The organism is Erwinia sp. JUb26, assembly GCF_003751505.1.
Lineage (GTDB): Bacteria > Pseudomonadota > Gammaproteobacteria > Enterobacterales > Enterobacteriaceae > Erwinia.
In genome coordinates this window covers 651,313-665,307 of record NZ_RJVB01000001.1, presented here as the reverse complement: position 1 = coordinate 665,307, position 13,995 = coordinate 651,313, and the positions used below count along the sequence as shown (strand labels likewise).

The 13,995-nt window shown below is 53.2% G+C and carries 12 protein-coding genes and 2 pseudogenes; 10 read left to right on the top strand and 4 right to left on the bottom strand.

Going from position 1 to position 13,995, the window contains the following annotated elements; all coding sequences use genetic code 11:
• Positions 1-7: 7 nt before the first annotated feature.
• Positions 8-1,027 (bottom strand): alpha/beta hydrolase, encoded by a 1,020-nt coding sequence (locus EC836_RS03145; RefSeq protein ID WP_123330018.1) that lies wholly within the window; start codon positions 1,025-1,027, stop codon positions 8-10.
• A gap of 591 nt (positions 1,028-1,618) precedes the next feature.
• Here EC836_RS03145 and EC836_RS03140 point away from each other — a divergent pair.
• The 7 genes from EC836_RS03140 to EC836_RS03110 all read left to right on the top strand — a co-directional run bounded on the left by EC836_RS03140 (position 1,619) and on the right by EC836_RS03110 (position 9,009).
• Complete coding sequence (locus EC836_RS03140; protein WP_199734997.1) at positions 1,619-3,055, top strand: FAD-binding oxidoreductase; 1,437 nt, start codon at positions 1,619-1,621, stop codon at positions 3,053-3,055.
• A 230-nt stretch (positions 3,056-3,285) separates the two neighbouring features.
• Complete coding sequence (locus tag EC836_RS03135) at positions 3,286-4,245, top strand: LysR family transcriptional regulator (RefSeq protein ID WP_123330016.1); 960 nt, start codon at positions 3,286-3,288, stop codon at positions 4,243-4,245.
• Positions 4,246-4,434: 189 nt separating this feature from the next.
• Positions 4,435-5,709 carry an amino acid permease gene (locus tag EC836_RS03130; protein WP_123330014.1) on the top strand — a complete coding sequence of 425 codons (1,275 nt, stop codon included), beginning with the start codon at positions 4,435-4,437 and terminating at the stop codon, positions 5,707-5,709.
• A gap of 41 nt (positions 5,710-5,750) precedes the next feature.
• Positions 5,751-6,929, top strand: a complete 1,179-nt coding sequence (gene metC, locus EC836_RS03125; protein ID WP_123330012.1) for a cystathionine beta-lyase — start codon at positions 5,751-5,753, stop codon at positions 6,927-6,929.
• Positions 6,930-7,107: 178 nt separating this feature from the next.
• Complete coding sequence (locus EC836_RS03120) at positions 7,108-7,305, top strand: hypothetical protein (RefSeq protein ID WP_123330010.1); 198 nt, start codon at positions 7,108-7,110, stop codon at positions 7,303-7,305.
• A complete protein-coding gene (locus EC836_RS03115) occupies positions 7,306-8,073 on the top strand; it encodes a hypothetical protein (RefSeq protein ID WP_123330008.1) in 768 nt (255 codons plus the stop codon). It begins immediately after the preceding gene.
• Positions 8,074-8,259: 186 nt separating this feature from the next.
• Complete coding sequence (locus tag EC836_RS03110) at positions 8,260-9,009, top strand: YoaK family protein (protein ID WP_123330006.1); 750 nt, start codon at positions 8,260-8,262, stop codon at positions 9,007-9,009.
• A gap of 1 nt (position 9,010) precedes the next feature.
• Here EC836_RS03110 and EC836_RS03105 read toward each other — a convergent pair whose 3' ends face one another.
• Positions 9,011-9,619, bottom strand: coding sequence for a TetR/AcrR family transcriptional regulator (locus EC836_RS03105; RefSeq protein WP_123330004.1), 609 nt, complete (start codon positions 9,617-9,619; stop codon positions 9,011-9,013).
• Positions 9,620-9,840: 221 nt separating this feature from the next.
• Here EC836_RS03105 and EC836_RS03100 point away from each other — a divergent pair, with 221 nt between their 5' ends.
• Entirely contained in the window at positions 9,841-11,070 is a 1,230-nt protein-coding gene (locus EC836_RS03100) for an MFS transporter (RefSeq protein ID WP_123330002.1), read from the top strand.
• Between the two features lie 88 nt (positions 11,071-11,158).
• Here EC836_RS03100 and EC836_RS03095 read toward each other — a convergent pair whose 3' ends face one another.
• Both EC836_RS03095 and EC836_RS03090 read right to left on the bottom strand, forming a co-directional pair.
• The gene (locus tag EC836_RS03095; protein ID WP_123330000.1) at positions 11,159-12,253 is read right to left on the bottom strand and encodes a Fic family protein; all 1,095 of its coding nucleotides are present in this window, start codon (positions 12,251-12,253) and stop codon (positions 11,159-11,161) included.
• A 180-nt stretch (positions 12,254-12,433) separates the two neighbouring features.
• A complete protein-coding gene (locus tag EC836_RS03090; RefSeq protein WP_123329999.1) occupies positions 12,434-12,880 on the bottom strand; it encodes a VOC family protein in 447 nt (148 codons plus the stop codon).
• A gap of 109 nt (positions 12,881-12,989) precedes the next feature.
• Between EC836_RS03090 and EC836_RS25095 the strand changes: the two are divergent.
• Both EC836_RS25095 and EC836_RS03080 read left to right on the top strand, forming a co-directional pair.
• Positions 12,990-13,106 (top strand): annotated as a pseudogene (locus EC836_RS25095) (Tn3 family transposase); the annotation flags it as partial.
• 605 nt (positions 13,107-13,711) lie between these two features.
• Positions 13,712-13,924: pseudogene (locus tag EC836_RS03080) on the top strand (ISNCY family transposase); the annotation flags it as partial.
• Positions 13,925-13,995: the final 71 nt, after the last annotated feature.

Genomic DNA, 13,995 nt, shown 5'->3' with positions numbered 1-13,995 from the left:
GATGACACTATTTCAGATGCTGTTGCAGTTCGGCAGCGGCCTGCGACAGGGCCGTTTTCACCGTAGGCTCTTCGCTTAACGCGTTCAGTAAGCCATAGTCATGGATCATGCCATTGTAGCGGGTGACGGTCACCGGCACGCCTGCGGCATCCAGCTTACGGCCAAAGGCTTCACCTTCGTCACGAAGCACATCCAGCTCGGCCGTCTGGATCAGCGTCTGCGGGAAGCCTTTCAGCTGATCCGTGCTGGCCCGCAGTGGGGAAGCCAGAATGTTGTTACGATCCTCCGCGCTGTTGGTGTAGTTATCCCAGAACCACTTCATCATGTTGCGGGTCAGGAAGTGGCCGGTGGCGAACTGACGGTAGGACGCATCATCGAAGTTCGCATCGGTTACCGGCCACAGCATGACGTTATAGCGGATTTTTGGTGCGCCAAGCTGTTTCGCCTGCAGGGCAACCGCCGCCACCATATTTCCGCCCACGCTGTTACCGACCAGAGCCAGGCGAGTGCCGTCAACGCCGATTTCACTGCCATGCTCGGCCACCCAGCGGGTCGCCTGATAGGCCTGGTTGATCGCCACCGGGAAGTGCGCTTCCGGGGAAGGGGTGTAATCCACATACACGGCGGCCGCGCCGGAATCACGCACCAGATCGCGGATTAAACGTTCATGAGTCGGGTAATCGCCCAGCACCCAGCCGCCACCGTGGAAGAACATAAACACGGGGAGGGTACCTGTTGCATTTTCCGGCTTGACGATTTTCAGCCTGATGTTCTGACCGTTCACCTCAATGATCTTATCTGTGACCTGTGCGGCGGGGAGTTTTGCCCCCTGCTGAGCGCCGATCAGTACCTGGCGGGCTTCCTGCGGGGTCATCTGTTCCATCGGTTTACCTTTGCCTGAATTCAGCACGTCCAGAAAAGCTTTTACACCGGCGGTAGGGGCAGGCGTGTTTAGTGGCTGAGTGGTCGCTGCGGAAGCGGCTGAAGCAAAGACGGCGGATGTTAACAAAATCGATGCAATTCTCATTTTCGTAATTCGTCGCCATTCCTAAGCAGATGCGCTGCTTTATGCGCATGGACGATGAAGAGCTGGACATGCTGCGAACCTTCTCGAAAAAGCTGCTGGAAGACCTCTGACAGAAGCGATCTGCGCCAAAAGTTATCGTGAGCAGATCGCCTGTTTCTCCTTCATTAATCTTCTGTTTTCCGCTTAGTCCACCAATCATATACCGATAGACATCTCATCCAAACTTGCTGAAATCGCGCGCGGGATCGCCGCGCCGATCGCGGTCATTGCCGCTGTAAATTTCTTTCAATGCCAGAATCCAGCACTTCCCTCGTTTAAACCATTTTTAGCGTTTTCCGTCTGTCATTCACGATTTAGCGCAACTCCGATCGGCTTTAGGCCGGATACCGAAGTCGAACTCAAGAACAACCTAAACCCCTGATCTTAGTGTTACAAATCTGTTTAAAAGTGTCATAGCTGGTTGACAGAGTATTTACAAATGTAAATAATAAAAATACTTAGTGTATACATGTAATACACATAACAAATGCATGAAGCCTCGCTCTCGGGTTCTTCAAGGCATATCTGTTCTCATCACGGAGTTTATTCTTAATGGGTATTTCACGAAGAAAATTGCTGGTTGGTACCGGTATTGGCGCGGGTATCGTTGCAGCGGGAGGGGGAGCTTCCCTGCTGACCGACAATCTTCCCGCCGCACCGGATTCGTTGCTGAAAATTGATGCGCTGCCTTCAGACGACCCGACGCCGGGCTGGTTCCACACCAGCCGTAAACGTCAGCCGCAGCCTGCGCTGGTGGGCGATGCGAAGGCACCGTGGGTGGTGATTGGCGCCGGCTTTACCGGCCTGGCCGCCGCACGCCAGCTGGCGCTGAACTTCCCGGATGACCAGATTATCCTTGTCGAAGCCCAGCAGGTTGGCTTCGGTACTTCGGGCCGTAACGCCGGATTCCTGATCGACGTACCCCACGATATCGGCGCGCCGGACTATATCGGCGATAAGAAAATTGCCCGTAATATCCTGAACCTGAATCAGACCGGCCAGCGGATCCTGAAAGAGCAGGTGGAAGAGCACAACATCGTTGATGCGCAGATGCGCCACTCAGGTAAATATCAGGCCGCGGTGGAAGACAGCGGTATCGCGGTGCTGGAAGCCTATCGCGGCGGCCTGGAGTCGCTGGGACAGCCTTGCAAGATCATCGAAGGTAAGGATCTGCCTGACCATCTCGGCACCAAATTCTACCGTAAGGCACTGTACACCCCGGGCACCATCCTGGTTCAGCCATCAGGACTGGTGAAGGGCCTGGCGGACAGCCTGCCGGCCAACGTCAAGCTGTATGAAGAGACGCCGATCACCGCCATTGAATATGAGCCGGAAATCGTGCTGCATCACGCAACGGGCCGTATCTTTGCCGACAAGCTGATCCTCGCCAACAATGCGTTTGGTACGCACTTTGGTTTTGGCGAACGCACTATTTTCCCGATCTTCACCTATGGCAGCCTGACGCGTCCGCTGACCAAAGCGGAGCAGGACAGCATTGGCGGTCAGGAGTTCTGGGGCGTGATCCCGGCCGACCCGTTCGGTACCACCTCGCGTCGTACCCACGATAACCGCATCCTGATCCGTAACAGCTTCAGCTTTAACTCGGACGGACGCTACAAACCGGGCTATACCGAGAAGTATCGCTCAAACCACCGTCAGTCGTTTGAGCGCCGTTTCCCAACGCTGCAGGATGTGAATTTCGAACATACATGGGGCGGTGGCCTGGGGATGACCCGTAACGGTTCAAGCCTGTTCGGCGAACTGAGAAAGAACGTTTACGGCTCGCTGGGCTGTAACGGGCTGGGTACCGTGCGCGGCACCGCGATGGGCACCATGCTGGCCGACTGGCTGGCGGGCAAAAGCAACGACACCATCAACTTCCTACTGTCGCTGCCAAAACCAGAGTGGAACCCACCGGAACCGCTGTTGACTATGGGCGTAAACTTCACCCTGCGTAAAGGGATGCACGACGCGGGGGAGGAAGCCTAAGTCAGCCCCCCGGCACGTTATTGATGGCCGTATTCGTTAAGCGGATACGGCCATTTTTTCATCCGTTATAAATTGCATGATCTGCATTGCATGTTGAAAATAACACACTGCATAAAATGTGTGGGATAGATTAGACTCGATTTTTAATATCTGATTATATTGAAGAAAGAGATAAATATGCATTTCAGGGACATCCGCATATCACATTTATCAACGCACGACGGTGATAAATGAACATTCCAAACCTTTCCGGTTATCTGAATCAGTTTCAGATCTTTATTAAAATCGCCGAAACGGGCAACCTTTCCCGGGCCGCCAGAGAGCTGGGGCTGACGCCCTCCGCGGTGAGTAAAAGCCTTTCGCAGCTTGAAAGCATTACCGGCCATCTGTTAATCAACCGTGAGAGCCGCCCCTTCCAGCTGACCCTCGATGGACGCCGCATTCTGCAACTGGCGCAGCGGGTTATTGCCGATATTGAAAGTATTGCCGACGGCAGCCGCTTACCGGGCATGCAGGGCGAAACCCTGCGCATCAGCTGTTCGCTGGCCTTTGGCTGTACGCATATTCCCAGACTGTCGGGGGATTTTCAGGCGCTGTATCCGGGCGTCAGTATTGACGTTATGCTCGACGATCGCTTTATCAACCTTGAACGCGAAGATATCGACGTGGCGTTCAGAATTACCTCCGAGGCGGTGACGCAGAACGATGATGCGGAGCCGCTGATGGATATCCGCTGGTTCTACTGTGCTTCCCCCGACTATTTACGCCGCCATCCGCCGATTACCGTTCCTGCCGATTTACGCTTTCACCACTGCCTGGTGTATCCGCAGATGACGCACGAGGGTAAATGGATGTTTCGTCAGCATGCAAAGAGTGAAGCGGTGGCGGTGACCCCGCATCTTTCCTGTAATTCGAGCCTGTTGCTTTTGCAGAGGGCGCTGCTGCATGGGGGGGTGGCCTGCCTGCCGGACTATCTGGCGAGTCATTACATTCACGGCGGCAAACTCGTCCGGGTGCTGTCTGAGTACGATCCCGGGGTGACTCACCAGCTGCAGGCGAGGATCCGTCATTCGGCCAAAGAGAACAAAACGCTGCGCCTTTTTCTGGCCTTTATTCAGAACCGGCTGACGAAAAACTGTGATCAGACAATCACTCCCCGCGACACTAACTGTGAACCGTATTCACAGTAGACGGCCATAAAGCCGCGCCTGTCACAAATCATCTTTGCCGTGAAAAACACTTCATGGCAAACGATCGCCGTTCACGGAATATAAGTCTGCGGAACGAAGGAGTAAAAACTTCTGACGCGAGTTCTATTTCACTGCGGTTTTCTGCAATGCAGAACATTCGCAGGTATGTCTCTTGAACCGAGGTTTAAAATGACGATAAATAGTGAAGAGGCGGTAAATAATTATAAGATCCCATTCACCCGTTACGATCTGGGCTGGGTGGTGTTATGTATTGGCATGGCGATTGGCGCAGGGATTATTTATATGCCCATTCAGGCCGGTGTGAAGGGGATTTGGGTCTTCGTTTTTGCCATTATACTGAGCTATCCGGCAATTTACTGGCTGCAGGATCTGTATCTGAAAACGCTCACGCAGACCAAATCCTGTGACAGCTACGCCGAAATTATTACCCAGTATCTGGGGAAGAACTGGGGGGGCCTGCTGGGAATCGCCTATTTCCTGATGCTGCTGATGGGCATTCTCAATTATTCGATGAGCCTGGTCAACGACAGCGCCACGTATTTGCACAGCTACCGGCTTACCGAAACGTTCCTTTCAAAGACCAGCTGGTATCCGTTAATCCTGCTGGCGATCATCGTCGCGATTGCGAATCAGGGGGAAAGGCTGCTGTTTCGTATATCCGGGCCGATGATTCTGTTCAAGCTGGGGGTGATTGTATTCCTGGGTCTGGTCATGATGCCTTACTGGAGCCTGAGCAACATTTCGGCGTTCCCACCGCTGCTGACATTTTTACGCGATGTCCTGCTGACGCTGCCGTTTACGCTGTTTTCCATCCTGTTTGTGCAGATCCTCAATCCGATGAATATCGCTTTTCGCAAGGTAGAACGCGACCCGCTGGTGGCCTCATATCGTGCGGTCAGGGCAACGCGCATTGCCTATATCGTGCTGGCGGTCAGCGTGCTGTTCTTTGCATTCTCCTTTAGTTTTGCCATCACCAAAGAAGAAGCGATTTCGGCTTTAGATCAGAATATCTCCGCGCTGGCGCTGGCTTCACAAATTATGCCGGGCGATCTGGTTAATATTCTGTCGGTAACGCTGAATATTTTCGCCATCCTGACCGCATTCTTCAGTATTTATCTGGGGTTTAAAGAGGCCGTTGTCGGCCTGGCGGTAAATCTGATTTCACGGATTGCCGGCACGGATAAGGTTAACCGGGCGAAATTATCCTTCACCGTTGCAATCGGCATTGTCATTTTCCTCTGGGTTTGGGTCAGCTTTGATTTTTCCGTCATGCTGCTGATGCAAATTTCCGGGCCGATATTCGGGCTGGTGGCCTGTTTAATTCCCTTTTATCTGGTGGCGAAGGTTCCCGCGCTGGAAAACCTTCGGGCTAAACGGAATTACTATATTGCCTTCTATGGCATCCTCCTGTGCATATCGCCTTTTTTAAAATTCGTCGAATAATTCGCTGGCAGAGGCTGGTGGCACACTAAATGGACGTAACTATGAAAGACATGAAATCCGAAAAATTAACCTTAGCAACCCGACTGACACAGATCGGCAGAAACACGCAGGATCAGCGGGGCTTCGTCAACTGCCCGGTATATCGCGGTTCAACGGTTGTGTTTAACAGCGTGGAGGATCTTGAACACAGCCGGGCAGAGTTCGCCTACGGCACGCTGGGAACGCCAACGATTAAAAATCTTGAAGACGCCTGGACCGAGCTGGCGGGTGCGGCGGGAACGGTGATGTCACCCTCCGGTCTGGGAGCCGTGGCGCTGGCGCTGATGACCACGCTGAAGGCGGGCGATCATCTGCTGATGCCGGATACGGTTTACCGACCCACGCGAAACTTTTGCGATCTGACGCTGAAAAAATTCGGCGTGACGACAGATTATTACGATCCGCTAATCGGGGAAGGTATTGTCAACCTGCTGCGGCCGGAAACCACCACGCTGTTCCTGGAATCGCCGGGGTCACAAACCTTTGAGATTCAGGATGTGCCGCTGATGACCCGCATCGCCCGCGAGCGCGGAATTAAAACGATTATCGACAATACCTGGGCCACGCCGGTGTTCTTCCAGGCGCACCGCCACGGCTGCGATCTCTCTGTAGAGGCGGGAACCAAGTACCTGAGCGGCCACTCCGATTTGCTGATGGGGATGGTGAGCGCCAATGCCGAAACCTGGCCCGATCTGCGGGCTACCTATGACAGCATGGCGATGCTACCCGGCGCGGAAGACTGTTTCCTGGCGCTGCGGGGGCTGAGAACGCTGCATATCCGCCTGAAGGAAGCGGAAACGCGTGCGCTGAATATGGCGACCTGGCTGGCGGAGCAGCCGGAGGTGAAGACCATCTTACATCCCGCCTTCGAGAGCTGCCCCGGGCACCACCTGTGGAAGCGCGACTTTAGCGGTTCAACAGGGCTGTTCTCGATCGTCCTCGACCCGGCGTTCGATAAACCCGCAGTCACCCGACTGCTTGACGGTCTTGAACTGTTCGGCATGGGCTACTCATGGGGCGGATTTGAAAGCCTGATCATCCCGTTCAACTGCCGGGAGTACCGTACCGCAACGCAGTGGAAGGAGCAGGGTGCCACGCTACGCCTGCAAATTGGCCTGGAGGATCCGCAGGACCTGATGGCAGATTTACGCGCGGGCCTCGACCGCCTGCATGCGAAGTGATGGCGTTTCAGAAGGTGATTAATGCGGTAGATTAACGTTTACCTCCCGGTCCTGAATGACCGCAATCAGGACCGGGAACCTGAGATAAATCTTTAAACAGGTGACAGGCCCGGTGATATCCGTCATCAAGTGCCATACTGTTCTATTCAGTTTTGTCACAAGGATTTGTCCTCTTAATATGAAAAACTTATTTTCCTCACTGTTTGCCAGCCCCGAATCGCTGCTTCAGGTGATGAGCCGCCAGGATATTATGGAATCTATTCAGGAGGGCGATCGCATCATCGTTGATGAAGACGGCAATGTCTCCGTTAATCCGACCAGCCCGGAAGTGCAGGAGAGTTTCTTTCAGCACGTCCACACGTTAAAGGATGTCTGAATGGGTACCGCGATTTTTATGGTGCTGATGGTTTGTGGATACTGGTATACCAGCCGTGACCTCTCTACGCGGATTAAAATTAAACGCTCATTCGGCTGGGACGTATACTTCCTTGTGGCGCTGTACGGCTGCATATTCGTATTACAGGGCGTACTGGCGACCGCTATTATATGGCTTGGTTTACTGACTATTTCCACGATAAATAATCTGCTAAATCCCGCACCCGCCGCGCATCTCAGCCTTCACAGTGAGTTTATGACCTGGAGTTTTCTGGGCATCCAGGCACCCGTGGTGATCATGCTGGGGCTGGCAATTATCTTTTGCCTTTATCGCTCAAACTGGGCGGGCAGCGCCAGGTTGAATGCCGGTAGCAGGAAGGATCTCTATCAGCGGCTATCACGCTCTAACGGCCTCGAACAGCTGCTTTTTCAATGCATGGAAGAGGGCGAACTGGCCTGGGTGACGCTCAAGTCTCGCCGGATCTACATCGGGATGATCCATGCGGCCACCTTTGAAAACGAAGGGACGGCCAATATTGTCCTGATCCCGATGCTGAGCGGCTATCGCGATTCGAGAACCTTAAAGCTGGCGATCGAGCATAATTACAGCCACTGGTATGAACAGCATGGGATTGATTTCACCTCGCAGCCCAAAAACGTACTGTCATTCCGCAAGGTTATCCTGGTTTCACAGATTGAAAGTTTATCGCTGTTTGACCCGGCACTCGCTAATGCGCTGGCGCCAGAAAGCGGTATTGAAAAGGAGTAATATCCGTCCAGGCAGGCTTATTTATTGACATTAACTTAACTAACTTTTTATTAATTTTCATTGCGCCTTTCAGGCATAGGAATTATCTATTTATGCCGGTTAACCCCGCAATCATGCCCTATACTCAGCGTTCAAGAGGGTATGCTGTATGCCCTGAATGAAGCAACACCTGTGGAGACGTTAACGATGTTGCAGATGCTCATAAAGCGAAAGAAGGGCCGAACGCACAATGAAGACCGTAATTTAGCCTTATTATTAGCGACCACTGCCGGTATTCTCAACGCGATGGCACTGGGCGCTTTTGGTATATTTCCCTCCCATATGTCAGGAAATACCTCGCAGATTTCTTCTGAAGTCTCTAATTCTGATTTAGGTGATTTATCGTTTCTTGCCGCAATTATTATCGCCTTCGTTGTCGGGTCAATGGCCTCGCGGATGCTGGTAATTAGCGGCATCCGAAATAATATCCGAACGATATTCAGCATTATTCTGCTGCTAGAGGGGATCGCTCTGGCAATGATGTCGCTGTTTGAAAAGTTCTACTACTCCCACGCTAACAACCGTGAAGTGATTGTGTTTCTCGGCTTTCTGATGGGCCTGCACAACTCAACCTCCACGCAGCTCTCTAACGGGCGAGTGCGCTCAACGCATATCACCGGCACGCTGACCGATGCCGGTATCGCGCTGGGGTCGCTGCTGTGCGTCAGCCTGCGCAGGGATCCATCGCGCGACCTCCGGGGGCACAGCAGCCAGCTTTTTACTCATTTGGTAACCATTGTATCCTTCCTGGGCGGCGGCATCTGCGGCCTGCTGCTGTTCCAGCTGTTTGGTTTTAATTCCATGATTGCGATGGGTATTTTCCTGACTCTGGTCGCGATGCTGTCAATTTCCGCGACGGTTTATCAGGTAAGGCGGCGCGGCTTAAGTCCCTGCTAATTTATACTGAGGCATCCCATAGCTGCATGATCTGAGTAATCGCGCTATTGAGCCGATCGAGGCTGGCGCCATCTCGTGCCTGGATAGAGATTCCGAACAGGAACGTGGTGAACAGCATGGCGAGGGTGGTAACGTCAGTCTCCTTTTTCAGCTCTCCGCTGGCAACAGCGCGCTGAAAAGCGGACAGGATCCCTTCACTGGTCCGGTTACGCGAGCGGGCCAGCGGCTCGACAACATCGGCGTGCTCGGCGGAGGTCGCACTCATCGTGCCCAATGCCACCATACATCCCGGTGGATGGCGGGGATCAAACTGCATTTTTGCTGACGATCGCAGCGTGGTTTCTACCGCTTCACGCGGTGACAAACGGCGATCCCATAGAAATTCGGTAACCTGTCCGTAGGTGGCCAGATATCTCTGTACGCACTCGCGAAACAGCGCCTCTTTTGACCCAAACGCCGCATAGAAGCTGGGCGCGGAGATGCCACTGTTAATCGCGGCCTTGAGCTGGGCGAGTGATGTTGACTCGTAACCGTGCTGCCAGAACAGGTGCATGGCATCATCAATCGCTTTATCCCTGTCAAACGTTCTTGGTCGTCCCATCGTGGCCATTTCTTCCTCCGTTACCCGCGTGTGCGCATTACTATACTAAACGATACATATCTCGTTGACAAAAAAATTGCCACCCACTAATGTACCGATCGATACTTAAGTGGGATGACCAGAGAGTTATCAATAACCAATCAGCTATCGGCCGGTTAATTTGAGTGGCTGAGGGATGATTCATCGCCAAATATATACCGATCGATACATATACTAAATGAGAAGGACGTATGGAGAAAGAACTCGCTTTACCTTGTTCCACTGAAAAAGCCGCTTCACGATCGCACACTGAAGCGCAGGCACTGCCGGTTTCCGCGCTGCTGGCGCTGGCGATGACGGGATTTATCTGCATCATCACGGAGACCCTGCCTGCGGGATTACTGCCGCAGATGGCGGCAGGGCTGAACATTTCAAACTCACTGGCTGGGCAAACCGTAACGGCCTACGCTCTGGGATCGCTGCTGGCCGCCATTCCGTTGACCATTGCCACCCAGAGCTGGCGCCGCAGGAATGTGCTTTTACTTGCGATCGCGGGATTTTTTATTTTCAACAGCATTACCGCATGGTCCTCAAACTACTGGCTGACCCTTGCCGCACGCTTCTTTGCGGGCATGGCAGCCGGGCTGTCGTGGAGTCTGCTTGCCGGTTACGCGCGGCGGATGGTGGCCGTTCATCAGCAGGGGAAAGCGATGGCCATAGCGATGGTCGGGACGCCGATCGCCTTATCCGTGGGATTGCCGCTGGGTACCTGGCTTGGCGGCATAATTGGCTGGCGCAGCATTTTTTCGGCCATCTCCGCCCTGACCATCATACTGGCAGTCTGGGTGCTGGCCAAAGTGCCTGATTATCCGGGGCAGTCGCGCCATGAACGTATGCCGCTACGTCAGGTGTTAACTACGAAGGGAGTGCGACCGGTGCTTGCCGTGGTCATTGTCTGGATGCTTGCGCATAACATTCTCTATACCTATATTGCGCCGTTCCTCGCATCCGCAGGTCTGGCATCCTCCGTTGATACTATGCTGCTGATCTTTGGGCTGTCCGCGCTGTTGGCGATTGCCGTCACCGGGAAGTTGGTGGATCGACATCTGCGCAGCAGCGTACTGGTCAGCCTTGCGGTATTTGCGCTGGTTTCACTGATCTTTATGTTCTTTTCTCAGCAGCCTGTAGCGATCTACCTCGGTGTGGCGGTCTGGGGATTGAGCTTTGGCGGCGCGGCCACGCTGCTACAGACCGCGCTGGCCGATACGGCAGGCGAGGGTGCGGACATCGCGCTGTCGATGAACGTGGTGGCATGGAATGGGGCGATTGCGGCGGCGGGTATCACCGGTGGGATCCTGCTGGATAACTGGGGATCACCGGCGCTGCCGCCGGCACTGATTCTGTTACTGGTCGTCGCTTTTGTTATTACCTGGCGGGCAAGACAGCATGGCTTTCGAAAGGGAGCGCGAATGGGGCATTAATTCACACGCTGCCCGCTCTGCGGAGAACATCGTAACGCCGTGGCCGCTCTCGCAGGCACCTGAATAAATCACGGTTCGTATCCTTCATTCAGAACTGGCTTAAACCGTAGCGAGTGCTGCGCCCGCCGCCGGGACAGGCCAGCAGATATCCCAGTTCAACCAGCTGTGCCAGATGGCGCGTGGCGGTGGCCCGGCTGACCTTCGCTACCGCCTTATACTGGCTGTTATTGATGCCGTCGCTAAAGTCACCGTCCAGCAGGCGGTTCAGCACTTTAATCTGTTCGGCGCCAATCTGCGCGGCGTCGAACCGCTGCCAGTAGCGGGTTTTAAACACCGTTTTATCGATAACCGCCAGCGTTTCTTCTATCGACGCTCTGAGCATATCGATAAACCAGCTGAGCCAGACGGTGATATCCAGCTCGCCGCGCTGGGTATTTTCCAGCACCTGATAATAGTCCTGGCGATGCAGATTAATCGTGCGGGACATCGCATAGAGCCTGACAGTGTTGCTTTCCGCCTGCGCCAGCGCCAGGTCCATAATCAGACGGCCGATCCTGCCGTTACCGTCCTCAAAAGGATGGAGCGTTAAAAACCTCAGATGGGCTATTCCGGCTCGCAGCAGCGGATCCAGTCCCGGATCGTTGCGGCTGGCGTTAAACCACTGTAAAAACGCATCGACGTCGTCGGCAATGGCGGCGCTGTCCGGCCCTTCGAAATGAACGACCGGTTTTTCAAGGCGGCCCGAAACGACCTGAACCGGACCACTGCGCAGCTGGCCGCCGACGATCGGATACAGCAGCCCGGAGCCAGCGGGGAAGAGCAGGGCGTGCCAGTGCAGTAATCGCTCCAGAGACAGCGGCTGGTCCAGGTTTTCGATGGCGTCCAGCGCCGATGCCACCAGGCCTTCGGTTTTTTTATCTACCGCATAGGTCATGCCGTCCTCGATGCCGAGGTGATGCGCCAGCGAGGATCGCACCGAATGGGCGTTAACGCGTTCTCCTTCGATATCACTGGAATAGAGAATGTTGGCCAGAACGTTATCCAGCGTGCTTCTTGTTTCATCCAGCAACATGCTGCTACCGTAGAGTTTCCCCTGCAAAAAACGCGTGGCGCGCAGCAGCGGTTCGATCCGCTGACGGTCCCAGCTGAACGCCGGCCAGTTTTCCTGCTGCCAAATCCACATGATGCGGCTCCTGAGCTGAATAGAAGTCTTATTCTACTCATGTAATGAGTCAAATGTCATGAGTATTTGCATCATGGCGTGATGAAGATGAAATGGTGTCGCTACGTGAATTGTTCCTGGTTATCCCACACAATAAACTGCAGAATTCGCGTAGCATTGCCCGGAGACCGGGCAATTTCTTTACACTTTCTGAGCGATATCCCAGATAAAGCCAAATGGGTCTTTCACGCGGGCTTTCAAATCACCCCAAAACATTTCGGTGGGTTCATTCAGAATAGTCGCGCCAGCTTCAACCATCTCATTTACCAAAGTGACCGCATCATCAACGTACATGTAAAATATAAAAGGAGCCGGCGCTCCTGAAGTCACTGGACTGCTCAGGTCAGAATCCCATCCTTCTTTGTTGAGGGTAAAGTTGGTGCCACGATAGCGGATACGTGCAAACAAAATATCCCCGTTTTCCTCCTCAAGTTCTGCAATCGCCACCATCTTCATTGCCCCAGAATAAAAACTAACGGCAGCTTTCACATCAGGCACATTGAGTGCAGTTGTCAACCATGTCAGTCCCATACCTTCCCAGGGGTGAGTGCGATCTTCTACGTTATTGAACCAGTCCAGCTTACTCATTTCATTTTTCTCCTGAAAACAGCCAATTTTGTATCAAGGGTGGATGTTCACTTGCGGTACATAATTATACCTTTGCGGTGCAAATACACTGTATAAAATTCCAGTAAAAGCACGCAATGCGCAATGTTCAGCCCGTGATCCCAACTTTGTACTGGAAGGGATTCTGGAACAGCAGGCCGGGCTGAATCCGGTAGAAATTATGACGGACACGGCAGGTTCCAGCGATAACACTTTACATGCAGGAGGCGTTGTCACATCTTCGCAGATAGGAAAAAACTCCTGAAGAGGAGAATTTGGCAAGAGTAGGCCATCTTATGAGGGTAGAGGTGATATGGATGAGTTGGGTGCTGCTTCTGAGAGTTAATTTAACATAATATACATTATGCGCACCAATTCTGTAAGTCCCATTTGATAATGTCACTTTTTAGCTAGTTTATAATGTCACCCAGATGCGGCGCGTTTGCCACCTTTTCTGGGAGATTTCTGCTGATGCTGGTGACCATGTCGAATAAAGAACTTCACCGTCTTCCCGTCATTCAGGCTGTTATCGAAAAACGTCTGGATGAACTTGTCCGCCTCTGGCTATATTGAAATGCCCGCTTTATCGTCCTTTTATGAGTTCACGGCTGAGGACGCAACTGATGATGCAACTGATGACGGCTTACGGTTCGGAGTGCTTTACGATGAATGAAGTTAACCGCCTCAAGATCCTGCAGGATGTGATTGATTATCCGCGATAACTACGACGACTTTGGTCCGACGCTCGCCTGCGAGAAGCTGGCCGAGCTTCATGATGTTGTACTGACTAAATCTGCTTGAAGACAATGATAAAGTCGCCGGGTTATGGGGAAATATATTGAGGTTTACCATTATCCTGACGGAAGAATCGAACTCCGGGGAAACGATACTGCACTTCCCTGCTCTGCCTATGATCGACTGGCGGAGGTCGACCAGGGGGCGATTGTAGAGAACAAAAGGCTGGGACATGTTCTGGCGCTGGCTAAGCCACAAAAAAACTCAGAGAACGCCACCATATATCAATCTCCGTAGAGACTGTTCGTCACTGGATGATTGCCGACGGCCTCTAACCACCTGTTCTTGCCCTAACCTAGTGC

Coding starts and splice junctions, on each gene's coding strand:
- EC836_RS03100 (WP_123330002.1), top strand. CDS start 9,841: ATGGAGAAAGAACTCGCTTTACCTTGTTCCACTGAAAAAGCCGCTTCA.
- EC836_RS03130 (WP_123330014.1), top strand. CDS start 4,435: ATGACGATAAATAGTGAAGAGGCGGTAAATAATTATAAGATCCCATTC.
- EC836_RS03115 (WP_123330008.1), top strand. CDS start 7,306: ATGGGTACCGCGATTTTTATGGTGCTGATGGTTTGTGGATACTGGTAT.
- metC (WP_123330012.1), top strand. CDS start 5,751: ATGAAAGACATGAAATCCGAAAAATTAACCTTAGCAACCCGACTGACA.
- EC836_RS03140 (WP_199734997.1), top strand. CDS start 1,619: ATGGGTATTTCACGAAGAAAATTGCTGGTTGGTACCGGTATTGGCGCG.
- EC836_RS03145 (WP_123330018.1), bottom strand. CDS start 1,027: ATGAGAATTGCATCGATTTTGTTAACATCCGCCGTCTTTGCTTCAGCC.
- EC836_RS03135 (WP_123330016.1), top strand. CDS start 3,286: ATGAACATTCCAAACCTTTCCGGTTATCTGAATCAGTTTCAGATCTTT.
- EC836_RS03120 (WP_123330010.1), top strand. CDS start 7,108: ATGAAAAACTTATTTTCCTCACTGTTTGCCAGCCCCGAATCGCTGCTT.
- EC836_RS03090 (WP_123329999.1), bottom strand. CDS start 12,880: ATGAGTAAGCTGGACTGGTTCAATAACGTAGAAGATCGCACTCACCCC.
- EC836_RS03095 (WP_123330000.1), bottom strand. CDS start 12,253: ATGTGGATTTGGCAGCAGGAAAACTGGCCGGCGTTCAGCTGGGACCGT.
- EC836_RS03105 (WP_123330004.1), bottom strand. CDS start 9,619: ATGGCCACGATGGGACGACCAAGAACGTTTGACAGGGATAAAGCGATT.
- EC836_RS03110 (WP_123330006.1), top strand. CDS start 8,260: ATGTTGCAGATGCTCATAAAGCGAAAGAAGGGCCGAACGCACAATGAA.